This is a genomic window from Paenibacillus sp. 01T442 (assembly GCF_056398345.1).
The window spans coordinates 31,412-51,389 of sequence record NZ_JBFTPF010000001.1 but is presented as its reverse complement, the minus strand read 5'-3'; the positions used below and the strand labels follow the sequence as shown (position 1 = coordinate 51,389).

Annotated in this window: 14 protein-coding genes and 2 riboswitches; of the genes, 4 read left to right on the top strand and 10 right to left on the bottom strand. The window is 44.2% G+C overall.

Translation table 11 applies throughout. The features are described from left to right. Positions 1–20 precede the first annotated feature (20 nt). From AC1DLM_RS00290 to AC1DLM_RS00270, 5 genes are all read right to left on the bottom strand, one after another. The gene (locus AC1DLM_RS00290; protein ID WP_477568711.1) at positions 21–1,175 is read right to left on the bottom strand and encodes a Gfo/Idh/MocA family protein; all 1,155 of its coding nucleotides are present in this window, start codon (positions 1,173–1,175) and stop codon (positions 21–23) included. 388 nt (positions 1,176–1,563) lie between these two features. After that, on the bottom strand, positions 1,564–2,079 hold the full coding sequence (locus AC1DLM_RS00285; protein ID WP_477568710.1) for an NUDIX domain-containing protein: 516 nt from the start codon (positions 2,077–2,079) through the stop codon (positions 1,564–1,566). A 137-nt stretch (positions 2,080–2,216) separates the two neighbouring features. Further along, on the bottom strand, positions 2,217–3,464 hold the full coding sequence (gene glyA, locus AC1DLM_RS00280; RefSeq protein ID WP_477568709.1) for a serine hydroxymethyltransferase: 1,248 nt from the start codon (positions 3,462–3,464) through the stop codon (positions 2,217–2,219). A gap of 59 nt (positions 3,465–3,523) precedes the next feature. Beyond that, positions 3,524–5,812, bottom strand: a complete 2,289-nt coding sequence (gene metE / locus AC1DLM_RS00275) for a 5-methyltetrahydropteroyltriglutamate--homocysteine S-methyltransferase (protein WP_477568708.1) — start codon at positions 5,810–5,812, stop codon at positions 3,524–3,526. 221 nt (positions 5,813–6,033) lie between these two features. Continuing rightward, complete coding sequence (locus AC1DLM_RS00270; protein WP_441987517.1) at positions 6,034–6,945, bottom strand: LysR family transcriptional regulator; 912 nt, start codon at positions 6,943–6,945, stop codon at positions 6,034–6,036. Positions 6,946–7,069: 124 nt separating this feature from the next. Next, a riboswitch (cobalamin riboswitch) is annotated at positions 7,070–7,266 on the top strand. Between the two features lie 167 nt (positions 7,267–7,433). Between AC1DLM_RS00270 and AC1DLM_RS00265 the strand changes: the two genes are divergently transcribed. The 4 genes from AC1DLM_RS00265 to AC1DLM_RS00250 are packed head-to-tail and all read left to right on the top strand — an operon-like array spanning position 7,434 to position 13,316. Next, positions 7,434–9,077: an S-layer homology domain-containing protein gene (locus AC1DLM_RS00265; RefSeq protein ID WP_477568707.1), complete on the top strand. Its 1,644-nt coding sequence runs from the start codon at positions 7,434–7,436 to the stop codon at positions 9,075–9,077. Then, positions 9,077–9,976, top strand: a complete 900-nt coding sequence (locus tag AC1DLM_RS00260) for a DUF4430 domain-containing protein (RefSeq protein ID WP_441987515.1) — start codon at positions 9,077–9,079, stop codon at positions 9,974–9,976. The genes AC1DLM_RS00265 and AC1DLM_RS00260 overlap by 1 nt, the downstream gene beginning before the upstream one ends. Continuing rightward, on the top strand, positions 9,973–10,863 hold the full coding sequence (locus AC1DLM_RS00255) for an energy-coupling factor transporter transmembrane component T (RefSeq protein ID WP_441987514.1): 891 nt from the start codon (positions 9,973–9,975) through the stop codon (positions 10,861–10,863). Before AC1DLM_RS00260 ends, AC1DLM_RS00255 begins: the two co-directional genes overlap by 4 nt. Continuing rightward, the gene (locus AC1DLM_RS00250) at positions 10,836–13,316 is read left to right on the top strand and encodes an ATP-binding cassette domain-containing protein (protein WP_441987513.1); all 2,481 of its coding nucleotides are present in this window, start codon (positions 10,836–10,838) and stop codon (positions 13,314–13,316) included. The genes AC1DLM_RS00255 and AC1DLM_RS00250 overlap by 28 nt, the downstream gene beginning before the upstream one ends. A gap of 123 nt (positions 13,317–13,439) precedes the next feature. Here AC1DLM_RS00250 and AC1DLM_RS00245 read toward each other — a convergent pair whose 3' ends face one another. The 5 genes from AC1DLM_RS00245 to uptA all read right to left on the bottom strand — a co-directional run bounded on the left by AC1DLM_RS00245 (position 13,440) and on the right by uptA (position 19,762). Next, positions 13,440–16,613 carry a DUF4430 domain-containing protein gene (locus AC1DLM_RS00245; protein ID WP_477568706.1) on the bottom strand — a complete coding sequence of 1,058 codons (3,174 nt, stop codon included), beginning with the start codon at positions 16,611–16,613 and terminating at the stop codon, positions 13,440–13,442. 153 nt (positions 16,614–16,766) lie between these two features. Continuing rightward, a riboswitch (cobalamin riboswitch) is annotated at positions 16,767–16,961 on the bottom strand. 140 nt (positions 16,962–17,101) lie between these two features. Continuing rightward, positions 17,102–17,392 carry a hypothetical protein gene (locus tag AC1DLM_RS00240; RefSeq protein WP_441987511.1) on the bottom strand — a complete coding sequence of 97 codons (291 nt, stop codon included), beginning with the start codon at positions 17,390–17,392 and terminating at the stop codon, positions 17,102–17,104. Between the two features lie 483 nt (positions 17,393–17,875). Beyond that, entirely contained in the window at positions 17,876–18,499 is a 624-nt protein-coding gene (locus AC1DLM_RS00235; RefSeq protein ID WP_477568705.1) for an MBL fold metallo-hydrolase, read from the bottom strand. A gap of 20 nt (positions 18,500–18,519) precedes the next feature. Then, complete coding sequence (locus AC1DLM_RS00230) at positions 18,520–19,086, bottom strand: thioredoxin family protein (protein ID WP_171634474.1); 567 nt, start codon at positions 19,084–19,086, stop codon at positions 18,520–18,522. A 76-nt stretch (positions 19,087–19,162) separates the two neighbouring features. Further along, the gene (gene uptA / locus AC1DLM_RS00225) at positions 19,163–19,762 is read right to left on the bottom strand and encodes an undecaprenyl phosphate transporter UptA (protein WP_441987509.1); all 600 of its coding nucleotides are present in this window, start codon (positions 19,760–19,762) and stop codon (positions 19,163–19,165) included. Positions 19,763–19,978: the final 216 nt, after the last annotated feature.

Here is a 19,978-nt window from a genome sequence, read left to right as displayed (position 1 = left end):
ATCCTCAATCTCCTCTAAGGTTATTTAAACGTACTTCCCGTTGTAATCGTCTGTGGCGCGAAATTTTCGATCGACGTGTTCTTCTCGTAAAAATGAGTCGCCTTCGCCATTACACCGCTTCTCGTATAGAACGCGTCTTGCGCATCAAGCGGGAATTTCACTAGCTCGCCTGTGCTCGCTGATTTGTAAATCCCCGTAATAAGCTCCAACGTTTGACGACCGCTAATCCCATCAATCAGCACAGGGGCACCCGTTTCAATCGAAGTTAATACATTGTCGATTTGGCCGACATGTCCTTCATAGACCACTTCTGGCAGCGCATCGTATAAAGCTTGCAGCTCCTCCTCCAGCTCCGTGTTCGGCTCTGGGAAGCCATTCGACGTCGAGTTCGACGCCTTCACTTTCCATGGCGCAGATACACGTGCTTTCGCACCTTGGAAAATCAACTGCTGCTCCTCGCCATGATGAACGACTGAGCTCGTGATTTGCCCTAAAGATCCGTTCGCGAAGCGAAGCATGCCGATCGAGAGATCCTCAACCTCGGCGTTATCATGCGATACGTTGCTCATGAATGCTTGTACTTCCGTCGGACTACCCATCATCCAAAGCAGGGCATCGATATGATGCACCGCGTGGTTCAGCGTCGGGCCGCCGCCTTCTTTCTCCCACGTGCCACGCCACCAGAGATCATAATAGCAATGACCGCGCCACCAGAAGGAATCCACTTGGACGTGGACGACTTTGCCCATAAGGCCGCTTTCCAGGACGGATTTCATTTTCATCATTGGCGTCTTGAAGCGGTTCTGTGCCACAACGGATAGAAGCTTACCCGTGCGCTTGGCAGCCGCATTCATCAAGTCGCATTCCTCGAGCGAGGATGCCATTGGCTTTTCCACCATCACATGTGAGCCTGCTTCTAGAAACTCAACCGTCAAGGACGCATGCGTGTACGGCGGTGTACAGATGGAGACGAGATCAATGTCCTCTTGCAGCAGCTCTTTGTAGTCTTTTACCGCTTTCGCTTCATTCAGCCCAAATTGATCAATGCGCTCCTGCGCTTTATCCTCATAAATATCGCTAATCGCGACAATTGTACACCGCTCCGGAAATTGCAAATACGCTTCAATATGCGCCTTCGAGATCGCGCCAGCACCGATAATTGCTACCTTCAGCATCTATATCATCTCCCTGACATTTGTTGCTCCTAGCATATCAAGAATGCGGTTACAATTGTGACGCTATCTTGTGCAAAAATACCGTTACTTTGCGGTTGGTGGTGCTGGATCATGTGATCTAAAGCCCTAGTTTCGAGTAGTTTGGGAGGTTGGAGGGGTTCGTACACCACAAATTTGATTAACTGGAAAATGTACAGCTATTTCCGGGGAATTTCCTCGATAACTCAATTTAACTGGAAAACATGTAGTTAAAACTGCCTTTTTTGTTGAGAGTGGGTAAAATGGTCAAAATTAACTACAGGTTCTCCATCTATTCTGCATTTGATCGGAAAATTCAAAGATTTAACAACAGAAAATCCATCTATTCAACATTTATTGATAAAGATTATCAATATTTTGTGTCAATCCGTGTTTTATATAAGCGATGATCCTTTATCCATTCGGAAACAATTAAATACACATTGTCTTTCATCAAAGAACTGAATGTGGGGTCATTCATGATCTCAAACTGCTCCGGAATTGTATCTAACAGCATGACACCATTCGTTTCAAATCCAACCGGCAACTCCCTCAGAATACTTGCTTTTGAAATATATATATTTTTTACATATACGAGATGGTCCTTTTCAAAAATCAAATATTGACCAATCGGTTCAATTGAAGCGATTTCTCCTCCTGTTTCTTCATACATCTCCCTTAACGCAGTTTGTATAATAGACTCGCCATTCTCCCTAGTTCCTCCAGGTAATTCCCAGCCGCGAGAGTGATGTCTAACAAGAACTAACTTACCTTGATAGAAGGCGAAAATCAGGACACAGTTAGCTTCTTCAATTAAGCAGTCCTTTGATAATATTATTTTTTGATTTGGCAAAGCACCCGGAAACTCATGATTCACAATAATCACCAACTCGTTTCTTCTCTGACTTGGGCAAGGTCATGTTACACTCTGCTTTCTTGTTTTATTAAATATGCGTTTATCTATATATAAAAAAAGTATTTGATCCAAAGATCAAATACTTTTCCCAACGAAAGTCATTGAATTTAGTAGCCCAAGCCCGGATAAAGCGGGAATTGCGCAGTTAAATCCTTTACCATACCACGTACTTGTTCATGCACAGCTGCATCCGTTGGATTTTTCAAAGTCAAAGCAACGATTTTAGCAATAGTTTTCATCGCTGCTTGATCCATGCCACGGGCAGTAACAGAAGGTGTACCAATACGAACACCACTTGTAATCATCGGTTTAGCAGGATCAAAAGGAATCGCGTTTTTGTTAACCGTTACACCTACTTCATCCAACAAGTGTTCGCCTTCCTTACCGCTGATATTCAGGCTGCGAAGGTCGATAAGCATCAGATGGTTATCCGTACCTCCGGAAACAAGATCAACACCTTCTGCCAGAAGCTCTTCGGACAACGTTTTGGCATTTGTAACCACATTTTGAGCATACGTTTTAAAAGCTGGCTCGAGTGCTTCGCCGAATGCAACGGCTTTCGCAGCAATAATATGCATCAATGGTCCGCCTTGCGTACCAGGGAATACCGCTTTATCAATAGCTGCCGCCCAAGGCTTGCGGCACAGGATCATGCCGCCGCGGGGACCGCGAAGTGTTTTGTGCGTAGTAGTCGTAACAAAATGTGCATGTGGAACTGGGCTCGGATGTAAGCCTGCCGCAACAAGTCCGGCGATATGCGCCATGTCCACGAAGAACAATGCGCCCACATCATTCGCGATAGATGCCAAAGCTTCAAAATCGATCGTGCGCGGATATGCGCTGGCACCAGCCACGAGCATGCGAGGCTTATGCTTGAATGCCAGTTTACGAACCTCGTTGTAATCAATATGCGAATCGCTTTCGCTAACGCCATAAGGAATAAAGTTATATAAGATACCGGATGCATTAACAGGGCTGCCATGCGTCAAGTGACCGCCATGCGCAAGGTTCATACCAAGAACTGTGTCCCCAGGCTGAAGCGCAGCCAAGTAAACTGCCATATTCGCTTGTGCGCCGGAATGCGGCTGTACGTTAACGTGCTCAGCGCCAAATAATTCTTTGGCACGATCACGCGCAATGTCCTCAACGATATCGACATGCTCACAACCACCGTAGTAACGTTTACCTGGGTAGCCTTCCGCATATTTATTCGTCAAAACCGTCCCCATCGCTTGCAACACAGCTTCACTTACGAAATTCTCAGAAGCGATCAGCTCGATTTTGTCGCGTTGACGGCCAAGCTCCAGATTCATCGCTTCAACAATTTTAGGGTCTTGTTTACGTAATTGCTCCACTTTAGCTAACTCCTTAGAATCGATTTGTTGGTCTTTCGTTCCAAAACGTTTCAAACGATTTAGATGAGAGCAGCATGCTTGTCACGAGCAATTTTCGTCGCATCTACCATGTTGCGCAAGGAAGCAACCGTCTCTTCAAGTCCACGCGTTTTCAAACCGCAATCCGGATTAATCCAGAATAGCTTAGGATCCAATACACGCAGGGCGCGTTCGATCATGGCCGTCATTTCCTCTACACTTGGCACACGTGGACTGTGAATATCGTATACGCCTAATCCAATACCCAGCTTGTAGGTATTCAATTCGAAGCTATGAATTAATTCACCATGGCTACGTGATGTTTCGATTGAAATGACATCGGCATCCATCGCCTCAATCGAATCAATCATGTCATGAAATTCGCAATAGCACATATGCGTATGAATTTGTGTTGTGTCTTGCACGGTGCATGTCGCGATGCGGAACGCTTTCACTGCCCATGCCAGGTAACCGGCTTGTTCCTCTTCCTTCAGCGGCAAACCTTCACGAACGGCAGGCTCGTCAACTTGAATCATGCCAATACCAGCACTCTCAAGTGCCTCTACTTCTTGTCTAAGCGCATACGCCAGTTGGTAGGCAATATGTTCACGAGGAATATCATCACGGACAAACGACCAGTTCATAATCGTGATCGGACCCGTCAGCATGCCTTTAACAGGACGGCTTGTGCGTGACTGTGCATACTTGGTTTCTTCAACAGTCATTTCCCCAGTGAACGCTACATCTCCGAAAATAACCGGCGGTTTCACACAACGGGAACCGTACGATTGCACCCACCCGTTTTGCGTAAATGCAAAGCCTGCAAGTTTTTCACCGAAGAACTCGACCATATCGGTACGCTCAAATTCACCATGCACCAGAACGTCCAATTCGATTTCCTCTTGAAGCTTGATCCAGATATCAATTTGCTCGCGGATAAATGCAGCATATTGCTCATTATTCCACTCGCCTTTACGCCATAATTGACGCGCTTTACGAACTTCTGCAGACTGTGGGAAGCTACCGATAGTCGTTGTAGGGAAAAGAGGCAATTGCCATTTCGCTTGTTGTGCAACATGACGCTGGGCAAAAGGACGGGAACGTTCAGGCTGCTGAACACTTAGTGCAGCTACGGACTGCTGAATATCGCTGCGTTTACGCTCATCCGATTGTTGAAGTGCTTGGATGGCGCGATCACTTTGTTCGATTTCTTCAAGTACTCCAGCTTTGCCCGAAGCGATTGCTTTCGTGATAAGAACAAGTTCATCCAGCTTTTCATCTGCATAGGCTAGTGCATTCTTCAGTTCAGAAGAAAGTTTCGTCTCTCTTTCAGTCGTTACTGGAACATGGAGTAAGCTGCTTGACGATTGAATAACAAGATTCTCCGTTGCAACGTGCTTAGTGAGCTCTTCCACCAGTTCGAGCTTCTCCCGAATCGATGCTTTCCAGATACCGCGGCCATCAATTACGCCCGCACCMAACACTTTATCTGCTGGGAATCCTAGTGATTTAATGTTCTGTACGTTAGCGCCCAGACCATGAACGAAATCCAGACCAAATCCCTTGACCGGCAATGAGATGATATCAGCATAGCGATCTACGGATTCAAAATACGTTTGAAGCATAATGTTTAGGTTTGGTACAGCTGCTGCGAAAGTTTCATATATGTTTTTAAGTCTCTCAATGTCTGCATCGCTTAACTTCGTTACGAGAATCGGCTCATCGATTTGTACCCATTGAACGCCTTCTGCTGCAAGCTCTTGAAGAATCTGTACATAAAGCGGGATCAATCGGCTCAACCAAGCGTCCGTTTCTGACTGACTGTACCCTTTGGATAGCTTCAAGAAAGTTAAAGGACCAACGATGACTGGCTTTCCTTCGATTCCGAGCTTTGCCTTCGCTTCCCGGTAAGCTGTTAATGGCTTGTTCTCCGTAATGACAGGTGAAGCTCCGTTCAGTTCAGGCACGATATAGTGATAATTGGTGTTGAACCACTTCGTCATTTCACTTGCTGTAGCATCTTTCGTTCCCCGTGCAACTCCGTAATAAACTGACAAGGGCACTGCGCCACCMTTGAAAGCAAAACGTTCTGGAATAATGCCAAACATAGCAGCTGTATCAAGAATATGATCATAATAGCTGAAATCGTTGACCGGAATAAGATCGATGCCTTTTTCCTTCTGCTTGCGCAAGTGATTTAGACGAATCTCCTGCAGTTGTAACTCAAACTCTGATTCTTCCAGCTTGCCGGCCCAGAAGGCTTCAAGTGCTTTCTTCCATTCTCTGTCAGCACCAATACGCGGATATCCCAAACTACTACTTCTTACCATTTAACAAAACTCCTCTGCAATCATTTGTTACACCAAAGATATCACAGAGGATTAGTTATAACGTAACTGGAATTATCTATATCTAGATATAGCTTAAAGCTATATGAGAAACACTTCTATCGAAGTACTTCGAGGATGAGCGACCGCGTTTTAAAGGTAGTTTTTATCGCCAATAATAATTTGTTCTTCCGAGTACCGGAAAATTATAAATTCTTATGTGGTTAGAATGCCATGGGGACAATTGCCTGGTGGAGTGCTGCTACGTAAGCTGCACCAAGCTTAGATAGCGGAATATGGCTATGGGAAATCCACCCGACATTAATCATTTCGTCACAATCCAAAGGTACGGGAATTATCTCATTTCCATTCAAATCTGAGCTCAATACCCCGGTTGATATGGTGTAACCATTCAAACCGATTAATAAATTGAATAGTGTAGCCCGGTCATTCACACGGATACTTTTCTGATGTGACATCGTACTGAGAATTTCTTCGGCAAAATGAAACGAATTGTACTCCCCTTGATCAAATGACAAATAGGGATAGTTTTGAAGTTGGTCAATGGTCACGATGGATTGCTTCGCGAGGGGATTTTTAATGCTGATAAAAATATGCGGTTTGGCGATAAATAAACTGTTGAATTGCAGATTCCCGCTTTTAAGCAGCTTGTTTATAACCTTTCCATTAAATTCGTTCAAGTATAAGATGCCAATCTCACTGCGCAAGTTCTTTACATCTTCAATAATTTCATACGTTTTGGTTTCACGCAGTGCTAGCTCATATTCATCCTGACCATATTCCGAAACCAGACTTACGAAGGCATTTACCGCAAAAGCATAATGCTGAGTCGATACAGAAAAATGCTGCGATGAAGGCTTCGCATTCAAGTATCGACTTTCCAATAACTCTGCCTGCTCGACGACCTGCCGCGCATAACTCAGAAATTCAACACCTTCCTTGGAAAGTGATATCCCTTTATTGGATCTTTCAAAGATGGCGATTTGAATTTCTTCTTCCAACTCCCGGATCGCATTTGAAAGGCTTGGTTGAGAAATGAACAGCCTTTTGGCAGCCTCATTAATAGATCCGCGATTTGCAACCTCGATTACGTATTTTAATTGTTGTAACGTCATGGATATCCCTCCTCCGACTATAATCCGAACCAGCATCTTACTTGATTTTGAATATTGTAACACACTAAATAAGAACTAATCTTCCATAGACAAACAATTAAACTGACTATATGATTAGACTAATTAAATAATTGATAGTTAAGGTGCATGCTTATTAGGAATAAGTAATGCTTAATTGGGAAGTCTGGTGCAAATCCAGCACGGTCCCGCCACTGTAAATGAAGAGCGACTCTATGAATTGCCACTGGTATGACTATACCGGGAAGGTTAGAGAAGCGTTGACGCATGAGTCAGGAGACCAGCCTTAATGTGTATTCACAAACTCTACGGAAGATGGAGGGGGTGCTTTTCTTGTTGTCTACTACCAATACTGACATCACAGCCCTTGATTCTTTCAAATCAAGGGCTTTTTCTAATGCTCATCAGACCATTTCAAGGAGCAGTCCAATGGACTGCTCCCTATCATTTTATTAACTTAGGAGGACAAAATGAAACTGTATCGTAGAATCTTCACCTTACTCATTGCTTTGTTCCTTTTTGCAAGCAGCGTAAGCATCGTTCACGTATCTGCGATGTCGAATCTGGCTGTGGACGTTGCTATAAAGGATACCGCTGAGTATCTGCTTGAAACTGTAAAGGAACCAGAAGTCGGTTCGATAGGCGGCGAATGGGCCGTTATCGGACTTGCCCGTTCCAGCTATGACGTACCTCAGAGCTACTACGACAATTATTACAAAGGCGTTGAAACCTACGTCAAAGAATTAAAAGGCAATCTTCACGATAAAAAGTACACCGAATACTCGCGATTGATTTTAGCCTTAACCGCAATTGGCGCAGATCCCACTCATGTTGCAGGCTATAATCTACTTACGCCGCTCGGGGACTTCGATAAAACCATCTGGCAAGGTATCAACGGTCCTATATTTGCATTAATTTCCCTTGACAGTGRCAATTACAATATCCCGATAAATCCAACCGCCAAAACGCAGGCTACTCGAGACATGTATATTGATGAAATCTTATCGAATCAGCTTCCGGATGGCGGATTTGCACTTTCAGGCGTGTCTGCAGATCCTGATATTACGGGTATGGCCTTACAGGCTCTAGCCAAATATCAAAATTACACGAAAGTAAAAACAGCTACGGAAAAGGCCATTAACCGTCTTTCCAAAATACAGGACAACGATGGCGGCTACGCAAGTTGGGGTGCAAAAACTTCGGAGAGCACCGTGCAGGTGCTGATGGCGCTATGTGAGCTTGGTATTACTATTGAAGATAGTCGTTTTATTAAGAATGGTCATACCATTGTTGATGATTTACTATCCTTTTATTCAAAAGGACAGGGATTTAAGCACACTTCTGATGGCAGCGGTGTAACGGGGATGTCGACAGAGCAGTCATTTTATGGGCTAGTGAATGTTCAAAGAATCCTCGCGAACAAGAGCAGCTTATATCGAATGAACGATGTCAAACAAGCTACCTCAGCAACGCCTGACAACACTAACGGCTTAATGAACAAACACAAGGATATACAAGTTATGCCTGTTACCGATGCGAATAAGACTTTCTCTGATATCGCTAACCATACCAACAAAGCAGCCATTGAATTCCTTTCATCTAGAGGAATTATTAACGGTATGACTGACACTGAATTCTCACCAAATCAAACAATGACGCGTGCCGAATTTGCGACCATAGTCACCAAAAGTCTAGGTCTACCTATGCAAAAGCAATCTAACTTCCATGATGTCGCTTCTACAGCCTGGTATGCGGACTATGTAGGCACAGCTTATTCTTATGGCATCGTAAGCGGAACGTCAGAGACCACTTTTACACCGAACAATACGATTACAAGGCAGGAAGCTGCTGTCATGATCGCCAATGCAGCTAAGCTCACTGGCATGGATACAAATTTGAACACAGTTGAAACGAGAGATATGTTAGCTCAATTTGGAGATTACATCCAAACAGCTGAGTGGTCGAGGGATGCGCTAGCTTTTAGCTATCGAGAAGGTATTCTATCGCAAGATATGCTGAATATTGAGCCCACTACAGCTGTCACTCGAGCTGAAATAGCCGAGATGCTCTACCGCTTACTCTCTGCTGCTAAACTTATTAAAGAGGCGAACTAATGCGATTAACGAAAAATAAAATAATTGCTGCGACGATCATAGTGATCGTCTTGGTGGCAGCTTTCTTCAGTAGCGGGATGCCGCGGCAGCAGGCAGATCCTACTTCTACTTCTGGACTTAGAATGAGTAGTCCCACAACGACGACCTCACCTTCAGTATCCAAACCTATGGAGCTAACGACACCTCCTGAAGAACTGAAAGATACTAAGTCTTCTGATCCCGCCGTGACGACGCCAAGCAACACCCCTGTACCTGCTCAACCTACGGAAGAACCCATGCCTATTGCGACTCAAGATGCTACACCGTTGAACAAGGAAACGCCCAAGCCAGCTACACCTGATGGAACCAAACCTACGCCAACCAAAGCGATGGAGCTTGACCCCAAGACAGGTAAAGACCAATACCTTACCGATCCTGTTCCTGAGGGGAAACCACTCCCTATCGAACCACAGAACACCAAAATTTCTGACAAGCAAATGACAGTGACGCTTTCGGTTAGCTGCCTAACGATTCTGGGCAATATGAAATTGCTTGATCCTGAAAAGGTTGAGCTTGTGCCGAAAGATGGCATTATTTTCAAATCACAACAGGTTACTTTTTATGAGGGAGAATCCGTATTTAATGTCTTACAAAGAGAGATGAAGAAGAATAAAATTCATATGGAATTTGTGAATACCCCTATTTACAATTCAGCCTATATTGAAGGTATCCATAATCTGTATGAATTTGATTGTGGGGAGCTATCCGGTTGGATGTATAAAGTGAACGGTTGGTTCCCTAACTATGGAGCAAGTCGGTATCCACTGAAACAAGGCGATGTCATTGAGTGGGTATACACGTGTGATTTAGGCCGTGACGTTGGGGATACGTATAATTCAACTGGCGGTGGCAAGCAATGAGGGATTCCTTTTCAAGCTACCACCCCCTGATTAACTTTTTGTATTTTACATTCGTCATCTTGTTCTCAATGATTTTCATGCATCCAGTAAGCCTAGTTATTTCCCTTAGCTTGGCCTTTGCCTATTCCATCTATCTGAACGGAAAGAAAGCAATCAAGTTCAACTTCGTCTATATGCTTCCTTTTCTTATCCTAACTGCGCTTATTAATCCTGCCTTTAATCACGAAGGGGTTACGATATTAACGTACTTGCATAACGGCAATCCGCTAACCCTGGAATCTATTACCTATGGTCTTGCAGCAGCAACTATGTTCATTTCCGTTATCTGTTGGTTTTCTTGTTATAACGCTGTTATGACATCGGATAAATTTATTTATTTGTTTGGAAAAATAATTCCAGCATTGTCGCTCATTTTTTCGATGGTGCTGCGTTTTGTACCCCGCTTTAAAGCTCAGATTACCATCGTTTCCAATGCACAAAAATGTATCGGTCGGGATATATCCACGGGTAGTCTCATTCGTAGAATCAAGCATGGTATTCGGATTCTATCTATCATGGTGACCTGGATGCTTGAGAATGCCATTGAAACCGCTGATTCGATGAAAAGCCGAGGGTACGGATTACAGGGAAGAACCGCATTTTCAATATTTACATGGGATAGCCGCGACAAAACTGCACTAATCGCTCTAGTTGTAAGCGGAGGTTATCTCCTGATAGGAGCTGTTACAAAGGCTATGTATTTCCGATACTTCCCTTCCATGCGAGGTGTAGGGCTTTCCATTTACAGTATCAGTGTCTTTACGACTTATGCATTCCTATGCGCAATACCGCTTATTATTAATATTTCGGAGGATATCAAATGGAAGTCTTTACAATCCGACAACTAACATTCTCCTATCCTGGATCCCCTGGGAATGCGTTACGTGACGTCACTTTGACTATAAAACAAGGCGAATTTATTACCATCTGTGGTAAGTCAGGTTGCGGCAAATCAACCCTCTTACGTCATTTGAAAACAGATCTTACACCGCACGGAGCACGAAGTGGCGAGATTTTATATGATGGGATGCCCCTTGAACATCTAGATCGACGTATACAAGTCGCTCAAATCGGCTATGTGCTGCAATCTCCAGACAATCAAATTGTGACAGACAAGGTCTGGCATGAGCTTGCCTTTGGACTTGAAAGTCTTGGATACAGTACACTAGAAATTCGTCGACGAGTTGCGGAAATGGCAAGCTTTTTCGGCATACAGGAATGGTTTCATAAATCGGTTACCGAACTATCAGGCGGTCAGAAACAGCTTCTGAATCTTGCTTCCATTATGACCATGCAGCCGAAAATATTGATATTGGATGAACCTACCAGCCAGCTTGATCCTATTGCTGCAGCGGAATTTCTAGCCGCCATTGGGAAAATCAACCGCGAACTTGGAGTCACAATTCTCATATCCGAGCATCGACTTGAGGAAGTCCTGCCGCTGTCAGATCGCGCTATTGTGATGGATAATGGTGAAATCCTCGTTTCTGGAACACCGAAGGAAGTCGGTGAACAACTTTGGGATATGCAGCACGACATGTTTTATGCGATGCCAACGCCCATGCGTGTCTATGCAAGAATTGAGAACCAGCTCCCTTGCCCCATTACAGTCCGTGAGGGAAGAGAATTCTTGCATGTACTTGCTCAGAATCAACCATTCACGAAAGACATACAAACTGCTGACATTCCAGTGCGAAGGGCAGAACCGGCGATTGAGCTAAACGGTGTATGGTTTAAATATGAAAAAATTTCACCAGATGTGGTGAAAGGCCTGAGCTTACGTGCATTTTCAGGTGAGATTTATGCGATTGTAGGCGGAAATGGTACGGGTAAAACAACCACCCTTTCTCTCATATCTGGACTTCGCAAACCTTATCGTGGAACTGTCCTGATGAATGGGAAACCCATTGACAAGTATTCGGACAGTGAGAAATTCAATGGACTCCTTGGCGTTCTTCCTCAAAATCCACAAGCGCTTTTTGTACAAAAAACAGTTAAAGCTGATCTTTTGGAGATGCTATCCGGCAGCAAGCTGGATATGGCGTATAGGCAACAATGTGTGGATGAAGTTTCGGAGTTATGTATGTTACAACAACTTCTCGACCGACATCCTTATGATTTGTCTGGAGGGGAGCAACAACGTGCCGCTCTTGCTAAGATCTTACTTCTTCAGCCTTCCATTCTTCTGTTGGACGAGCCGACGAAAGGTCTAGACGCACATTATAAATTGATATTTGCCGAAATTTTAACCAATTTAAAACAACAAGGAACGACCATTGTTATGGTCAGTCATGATATCGAGTTTTGCGCTAGCTTTGCTGACAGGTGTGCAATGTTCTTTGACGGGGCGATCGTATCCGAGGGCAATCCCCAGGAATTCTTTGCTGGAAATAGCTTTTATACGACATCTGCAAGCCGAATGGCCAGGGATTTGATTCCAAAGGCCACAACGACCAATGACATCATTAAAGCCTTTAATGGCAATGAAGAAATGCAGAATGTTGATACGAAACCAAAGGTGAACATACCTCCATCGTTTCGTAAACATAGCCATAGTTCAACCGTATCCGTCCCTAATGAGCAAACACCAGTCGAACTCAGAAGTCTCTCCAAACGCACATTGACTGCCGTGCTCATGATTCTTTTATTAATTCCGTTAACCATTTGGTTTGGTATTTATTATCTCGACGATCGAAAATACTACTTTATTAGCATGCTTATCATTTTGGAAACCCTGCTGCCGTTTATGATGATTTTCGAGGGACGAAAGCCGCTGGCAAGAGAGCTTGTGGTCATATCCGTGCTATGTGCGATTGGCGTAACTGGCAGAATGGCTTTCTTCATGGTGCCTCAATTTAAACCCGTTGTTGCGATTGTTATTCTTTCCGGCATCGCATTAGGGGCTGAAACCGGCTTTCTAGTCGGTGCAGTCACAGGTTTTGTATCGAATTACTTTTTTGGTCAAGGGCCTTGGACACCCTGGCAGATGTTCGCTTTCGGGATCATTGGATTTCTTGCTGGAGCACTGTTCAAAAAAGGCATTTTACGCAGAAATAGAATTGCTCTTTGTCTATTTGGAGGATCAGCGACATTTCTCATATATGGAATCATCATGAATTTCTCATCCGTCGTGATGACAGGATCCAAACCCACAATTGGCGCAGTTATACTTGCGTGTATCCGAGGAGTTCCCTTCGATTTGATTCATGCCATAGCAACTGTCATATTCCTGTATTTCCTAGCAAGGCCTATGCTTGAAAAATTAGATCGAGTTAAAGAGAAGTATGGGTTGGTTTCGTGAAAGAAAAACAGCACCTCATTGGTTAGTATCTAACCTTTGGGGTGCTGTTTGTTATGTCCAAATGCGCAATTGCATCCGACCGGGAAAGAAGAGGATTTCTCCCCTTCTTCGTTAAAGCTCGTTCTACTTTTTCTGCTGGTGCAGTCTCATAATAACCACTGCGACCATCTCTCTGGTTACAGGAAGCAACGGGTTGAAATATCCGTTATCCTCTGTCAATAATCCGGATTTAATAGCTTGATTAACGTAAGGTAATGCCCAGTCAGCAACAAATGATTGGTCTTTAAGGTCAACCGCTAGCTGTCCCTCCATCGCAACACCTTGTAAACGACCCAGAATTACAGCCATTTCCTGTCTGGAAATCGTTTGATTCGGTGCAAAGGCATGATCTGAAATCCCTGTGATCAATCCCTTCGATTTCGCGGTTACGATATACTTGAAATACCAATCTTCTGTGCTAACATCGTCAAAATCTAACTCACCAGTTACTAACTCACTTCCTGTATAACGGACGATGAGTGCCGCAAACTCTGCTCTTGTTAATTCGCGTTTCGGCTCAAAATTAGTTCCGTTACCTTCCATAAATCCCAACGTAGTGACTTTAGCTACTGCTTCCAGTGCCCAACTGGAAATAGCAACAGCATCTTCATATTTTGTAGCCAGTGTGTTTTTGGTTTCTTCGGTTGGTTCCGTAGGTTCCGCAGGCTTACCAGGGTTATTAGGGTTAACAACGTTACCACTACCCCCTCCTACTGGCGGGGTATATGCCTCACCAATGTCTTTCCCAAGATCTTTCGTGTACTGCCAACGAAGAACGTCGTTATTCTGTAATGTGTAGATACCCGCGCTGTATTTTGGAAAGACCCCGTTCACGGAGTACATCCAGCCACTTAGCTGTCCTTTATCAAACTCCCCTAAGTGATCAATCGATTGTACATAGATGCTTGCACCTGAACCTGTATAAGACAGAGCAGTACTTTGGGTACCAAGTACCCGTTGTAGCAACGTAAACGCTGTATCGCCAGATTGCAAGGTAACCGTTATTGGAGCAATGATATCTCCTTCACCCAGAGAGCGTTTCTCAACAGAAAGTGTAACCTTTTGTGTAGTACTAGGTCCAGATCCACCACCAGGACCAGGCGCTGTTACTAACGTCGATTTAAAGGCTAAGAACTCCGTGAAATGCTTCGTTTTAATAATTAAGTCGCCATTCTCACTGTAAGCATACACATCATCGTTTCGATAGTTGCTGTTGTCATATTTATGTATTGCAGTGAAATTACCGTTTTCATCTATGAAACCGGCGTTACGATCACCCATCCCCTTCAATTTCAGTGTAACGTGTTGATTAAACTGGATGCGGCTATCACCACCCACTTTAATGCGTGAATCGATACTGTCTAGTCTACTACCACTGCCGGTAAGTACTCCACTTACTTTATTCGTCACAGAGTTATCGGTTGTACTCAGAATGCTTGGCAATTGAATCTTATTATTCCACGCAACTGATGTAACTTCTGTATAAGCCGGTATATCCAACTCCGTACTGCCTCGTTTAGCAATAACCTCTGGCAAAAATGGTGTCGTGAATGAAAGAGTAATCTTGTTCGTCGCTGGATCATTATCATCCGTCGAGAAGGATACATTGGACTCATTCGCACCAACATTGACGATCTGATCACTCGTCGTGCTCACATTATGAATGGTCAACTTATTACTTGCCGAGTTACTAACCAAGGCTGCTGGCAATGCTTGGAGCTTAAGAGCTCCTGTTTGACCTTGACCTGCAAAAGTTATAACAAGATCTTGTTGATTGCTTTCTTGCGTAATATGATCAATCGTCAAACCTGTAGTGCCAGGATCGAAACTCCAATTCGCTGCGGTATTAGCACCAGAAGTGAACGTGTCGCCGACTAGTTTAATCTGCAAACTAGGGTTGAGTATTCCGATGTTCGTATTCGAAGCGATCGCAATGGAAGGCCAACGGCCATAATAAAACGTAACGATATCATCGTCGTTTAAAATATAATCTGCTGCACCGACTTGCGGTGATACCCCGTTAACTTTGTACATCCAACCGTCGTATCCGCCAAGAGTTCCTGCAGTTTGACCTGCAATTGAGGAGAGATAGGGACCATAACTACTGTTTTGAATGACAAAGTTGATGTTAGACTTCTCGAGCACTTGTTTCAAAGCATCCATGGCTGTCGGCTGACTGCCATAGACTGCTGCAGTTATCGACTGTTGTGGCAGTATCGGACTATTAATGCCATTAACATTTATTTGTACGGTAGTTAAATTTGGCTTATCTGCTAAACGCTGCCAAACTGATTTACTCTGCTGAATATCTGTTAGTGCGATCAATACTTGTTCTGTTGCCATTAAGTTCTGTTTTAGATCTGTCACTTGCCAGGAAAAAGTGCCATCTGGAAGCACGAAGTTATAAACGGCATCTACAACTGTTTGATTGTTGACGACCCAGTTTGGGGACAATACATCTTCTCTAATAGCCACCAGACCTGATACAGACGTTGCCCAGCTGTTGGAGTTGTCCCCATTGCCCCATTGACCTGGGGAATCAAAGCCAGCATTAGTTAATTGTCTTTGCTTCAATAAAGCCTTAGCACGGTTAGCCGCAGTTACTGCAGCACTATTCGATTGATAATTCCCTAAAGCTAGCAGTGCCATCCCTGTAATATCTGTATCTGATTCACTTCCAAAGAAAGCAAACCCGCCATCAGACAATTGTAAGCTAAGTAAGTAACTTAACGCTTTCTCCTTGGCTGCATCGTTCCAGCTCCCGACGTTGTATCCCCTTTTCTTACCTGTATCCAGAGCAAGCATCGTCCATATCTGTCGATTAGATTCTCCGAAGGAACCTGTTGATGGATTTTGCTGAGCTGCTAACTCTGCGTACAAATTACGATTCGTTTCCCATGCATGGGAAGGATCAAGATTCATGGCCAACAATCCGAAGATTAAATTGATGTGGTAAGTACTATGATCGGTTGCTAATAAATCACCAGGATCACTTTGTTCCCAAGAAGGCAGCGTCCACTTACCATTATGCAAATCTTCCCCTGCTCCCCATAGCGCAACCATTTGCCACCATGAGTTGAGATTAGACCGATTTTGCTCATAAAATGAGACCGTATCCGCAATCATTGTATTTAATTTCGTACTTGGATTTGCATCGACTGCTCTCGCAACTTGTGGGACGAGCAATAAAGTTATTAGTGCCAAACTTAGAAGAGCAGAAATCCCTTTTTTCATCATCAAACTGAACAAACTAATCACCTTCATCTTCCTTAAAATAGTGGATAAACGAAAAACACCCTTCCCCGAGTTCCAGAGGAAAGATGTCTTTGTAAGAATCGTGTTAATCTAACGACTAACCACTCTTTTTGGCAAATGCAAAGAAACATCTTCCTCCCATCCTCGTGAGAAAAAAAATACATTACTTATCAGGCAGGTCTCCTGGCTTCGCTTCATCGCTTGTACAATCTCCTTCCCCTCTTGTTATCGAGAGTGGCTATGATTGTTAGCTCAGCGTTACAGTGGCGGGACCGCATCGGAATTGAACCGAACTTCCCTTTTAAGCTTCCGCTAGATTCAGCAGAAAGCACCTATTAAGCTAGTTTATGAAATTGTTTGTAATCATGACGAATTTTACATGACTTCATCGTAATAGACAATCCTTTTTTTCACAAACAAAAAAAGGCAACCCCACCAAGACCCCTAGGCCTCGTGGGATTACCTCTCTTTTTACCCGAGCAATCCGTAAATCAATATTTACAAATGCTGCGCGTAATAATAACTAGTAAAATGAAAAGTACTAAGATACTAGCGGCCGAATTGTTTTTCGGAGGGCAAGCAACTGCTTGCGTGTGAACCGGTTTCGGGAACACAAATTCAGTTTGTTGGTAGGACGCGTGCAGGTGGATATTATTGTGCATCGGTTGTTGCATAATTGGCGCTGGCGCTGGAAGCGGTGTAGGCATTGGCATTGGCATCGGGGTTGGCATTGGCATTGGCATTGGTTGCATTGGGTAATTCGGAACTTTAACATATTCCATGGAAGAGCACCTCCTTCATATTTTCCCAAAAGGGACTTACACAGGCTTACTGTTTAACTCAGAGGTTATTGTTGAAGTTGGGTGAATAGCTTACAACATCAGTCTATGGGGAAGCACCTACGTTGCACACGGTAAATACCCAGTTTATAAATAAATTGGGTGGGTGTCATGGGCGAACGAGCATAATTTGGAGATAGTCGATTATTTCGACTTGCAGCGGCTACTTCTCCACTTGCTCATCCTGTAACTCGATTATTTCGACTTGCAGCGGCTACTTCTCCACTTGCTCATCCCGTAACTCGATTATTTCGACTTGCAGCGGCTACTTCTCCACTTGCTCATCCTGTAACTCGATTATTTCGACTTACAGCGGCTACTTCTCCACTTGTTTCCTGTAACTCGATTATTTCGACTTACTCCTCTTCCCCATCCGTATACACAAAAAGGACCGCCCCCTCATCAGAGGGAGCAGTCCTAATCGCCTTACACGTATGGGTTATTCTCACGTTCGAAGCCAATCGTCGTCTTGGCGCCGTGCCCTGAGTAGACGATGACGTCGTCATCCAGCAGGAACAACTTATCCTGGATGGAATCCAGCAGGGTATTGTTGTCTCCACCAAGCAGGTCGGTACGACCGACCGATAGTTTAAACAACACATCACCACTGAACAGGTGTTTGTCATACAAGAAGCTCACGCTTCCTGGCGAGTGGCCTGGGGTGTGGAACACCTTGAGCTTAATGCCCAGGAACTCCAGCACTTGCCCCTCATCCAGCGCGAACTCTGCCGGGTCCGTCTCAACTAAAGTCCCAAGTTCTGGCCAGCGAGCGGAGCCATTCTTCTTCGGATTCGTCAGCCAATCGGCTTCTAGGTCGTGAATATACACCGGACAGCCCTTGAGCTTACGAATCTCGTCAACGCCCCCAATGTGATCGAAATGCGCATGCGTCAGTAGAATCGCCACGATATCCATGTCGGCAATTTTCTTAATCAGCGACTTCGGATTCATACCGGGATCGATAATAATACCTTGATTCGTCTCTGGATTCGACAGTAAGTACGCGTTCGTCTGAACCGTACCCAGGACGAAGGATTGAATGTTGATCATCGTGATGCCACCCTCACCTTTTAGAACGACTCGATCAATGAACGAAGTTCCTTCACAATAACAGCATGATATCCGTTACCTTCGCCATATTGACGGCCCATTTCGGCTCTGGCTACTTGAATTTTTTCGTTATAATCTGCCGCATCGCGATCTGGATTTTCTTTCTTGAACTGCGTCATAACCGCTTGCACGTTTTTCGGACGAGGCCCCCAGTGCCCAAGCGAGAATCCGCCTGTATCTGTGAATACGACGATCGGAATCCCACGTCCGCCGCCTGTTAAGAACTGATCAATTACATCATAATTTTGCTCAATAATGAGAACCTCGGTTGGAACGCCGCTATCTTCCAAAGCCTTGAATACAACAGGCACGTTGCGAACAACGTCGCCACACCAGTCAGCAGCAATAATCAAGCAGCGAAGATCATCGCGATTGTTAAGAGATTCGAAATATTCCTTATCCTCTTCATTGTCCCAAGCAAAGCCATCATAATAAGCTAAAAATTGCTCTTTATTTTTTTCCATACTTTCGATAAACTGTTTCGGCTTGAGGCCAGTACCCAGCTTACTAGCAAGATTTGCACCCATCGTTGTCATCCTCCCAGGATCATCCTATTTCTCATTCATTGTATCAAAAGCAGGCGAAACCGCCAAATCAACCTTACTAGATTTTCTTTTTTCTTTTGAGATAAAATTGATAGCCCGCATACAGGATTGTCAGCACGATCGCAGCGATAATCAAAGGTTTAATATAAGGCCCTGCGTACTCGCCAATCGTCTCCCAGTTGTCCTTCAATTTCATGCCCAAATAAATATACAGAAAGGAGTAAGGAACCAAAGCTAATGCCGTGTAAAGGGAGAATTTCCCCAAAGGCATCTTCGCCATACCGCCTGGCAATGAGATCGCATGACGCACAATCGGAATAAATCTCGCTGTAAAAATCATACCCGTGCCGTACCGGTTAAACCAGCTTTCCGCCACATCGATATGATGCTTGCTGATCAGCAGGTATTTGCCATATCTCTCCAGAAATGGCCTGCCGCCATAACGTCCGATCCAATATAGCACGATTTGGGCCAAAGTTCCCCCGACGACCGCGCAAACCATACCACCTACGAAGTTAATTTGACCTTTGGATACGAGATACCCTGCGTAGGCTAAAAGCAATTCGTTCGGAATGACCTCCAGCATAAGTCCAAGGAATATTCCCCAGTACCCCAAACCTTCCAAATACACCAAAACACTTTGAATCAACTCATGCATACGTAACCCTCTCTTCGTTTCACTTTCCCATACATTGGCAACTTACTTAGCTGGAAAAAGTACATCTAATTGGGCCCATAGGGTCAAAAGAAAGAGAATAGCTGGATTTTATCCATCTAAATTCGCCTATTCCACTCGAAATTACCTATAATCCGCAAATTAGCTGKATATTTTCCATGTATTCTAATTCTGCCGTTGAAATCCTCATATTTAGCT

Coding starts and splice junctions, on each gene's coding strand:
- AC1DLM_RS00255 (WP_441987514.1), top strand. CDS start 9,973: ATGAGGGATTCCTTTTCAAGCTACCACCCCCTGATTAACTTTTTGTAT.
- AC1DLM_RS00260 (WP_441987515.1), top strand. CDS start 9,077: ATGCGATTAACGAAAAATAAAATAATTGCTGCGACGATCATAGTGATC.
- AC1DLM_RS00270 (WP_441987517.1), bottom strand. CDS start 6,945: ATGACGTTACAACAATTAAAATACGTAATCGAGGTTGCAAATCGCGGA.
- AC1DLM_RS00235 (WP_477568705.1), bottom strand. CDS start 18,499: ATGATCAACATTCAATCCTTCGTCCTGGGTACGGTTCAGACGAACGCG.
- AC1DLM_RS00250 (WP_441987513.1), top strand. CDS start 10,836: ATGGAAGTCTTTACAATCCGACAACTAACATTCTCCTATCCTGGATCC.
- AC1DLM_RS00240 (WP_441987511.1), bottom strand. CDS start 17,392: ATGGAATATGTTAAAGTTCCGAATTACCCAATGCAACCAATGCCAATG.
- AC1DLM_RS00290 (WP_477568711.1), bottom strand. CDS start 1,175: ATGCTGAAGGTAGCAATTATCGGTGCTGGCGCGATCTCGAAGGCGCAT.
- AC1DLM_RS00230 (WP_171634474.1), bottom strand. CDS start 19,086: ATGGGTGCAAATCTTGCTAGTAAGCTGGGTACTGGCCTCAAGCCGAAA.
- uptA (WP_441987509.1), bottom strand. CDS start 19,762: ATGCATGAGTTGATTCAAAGTGTTTTGGTGTATTTGGAAGGTTTGGGG.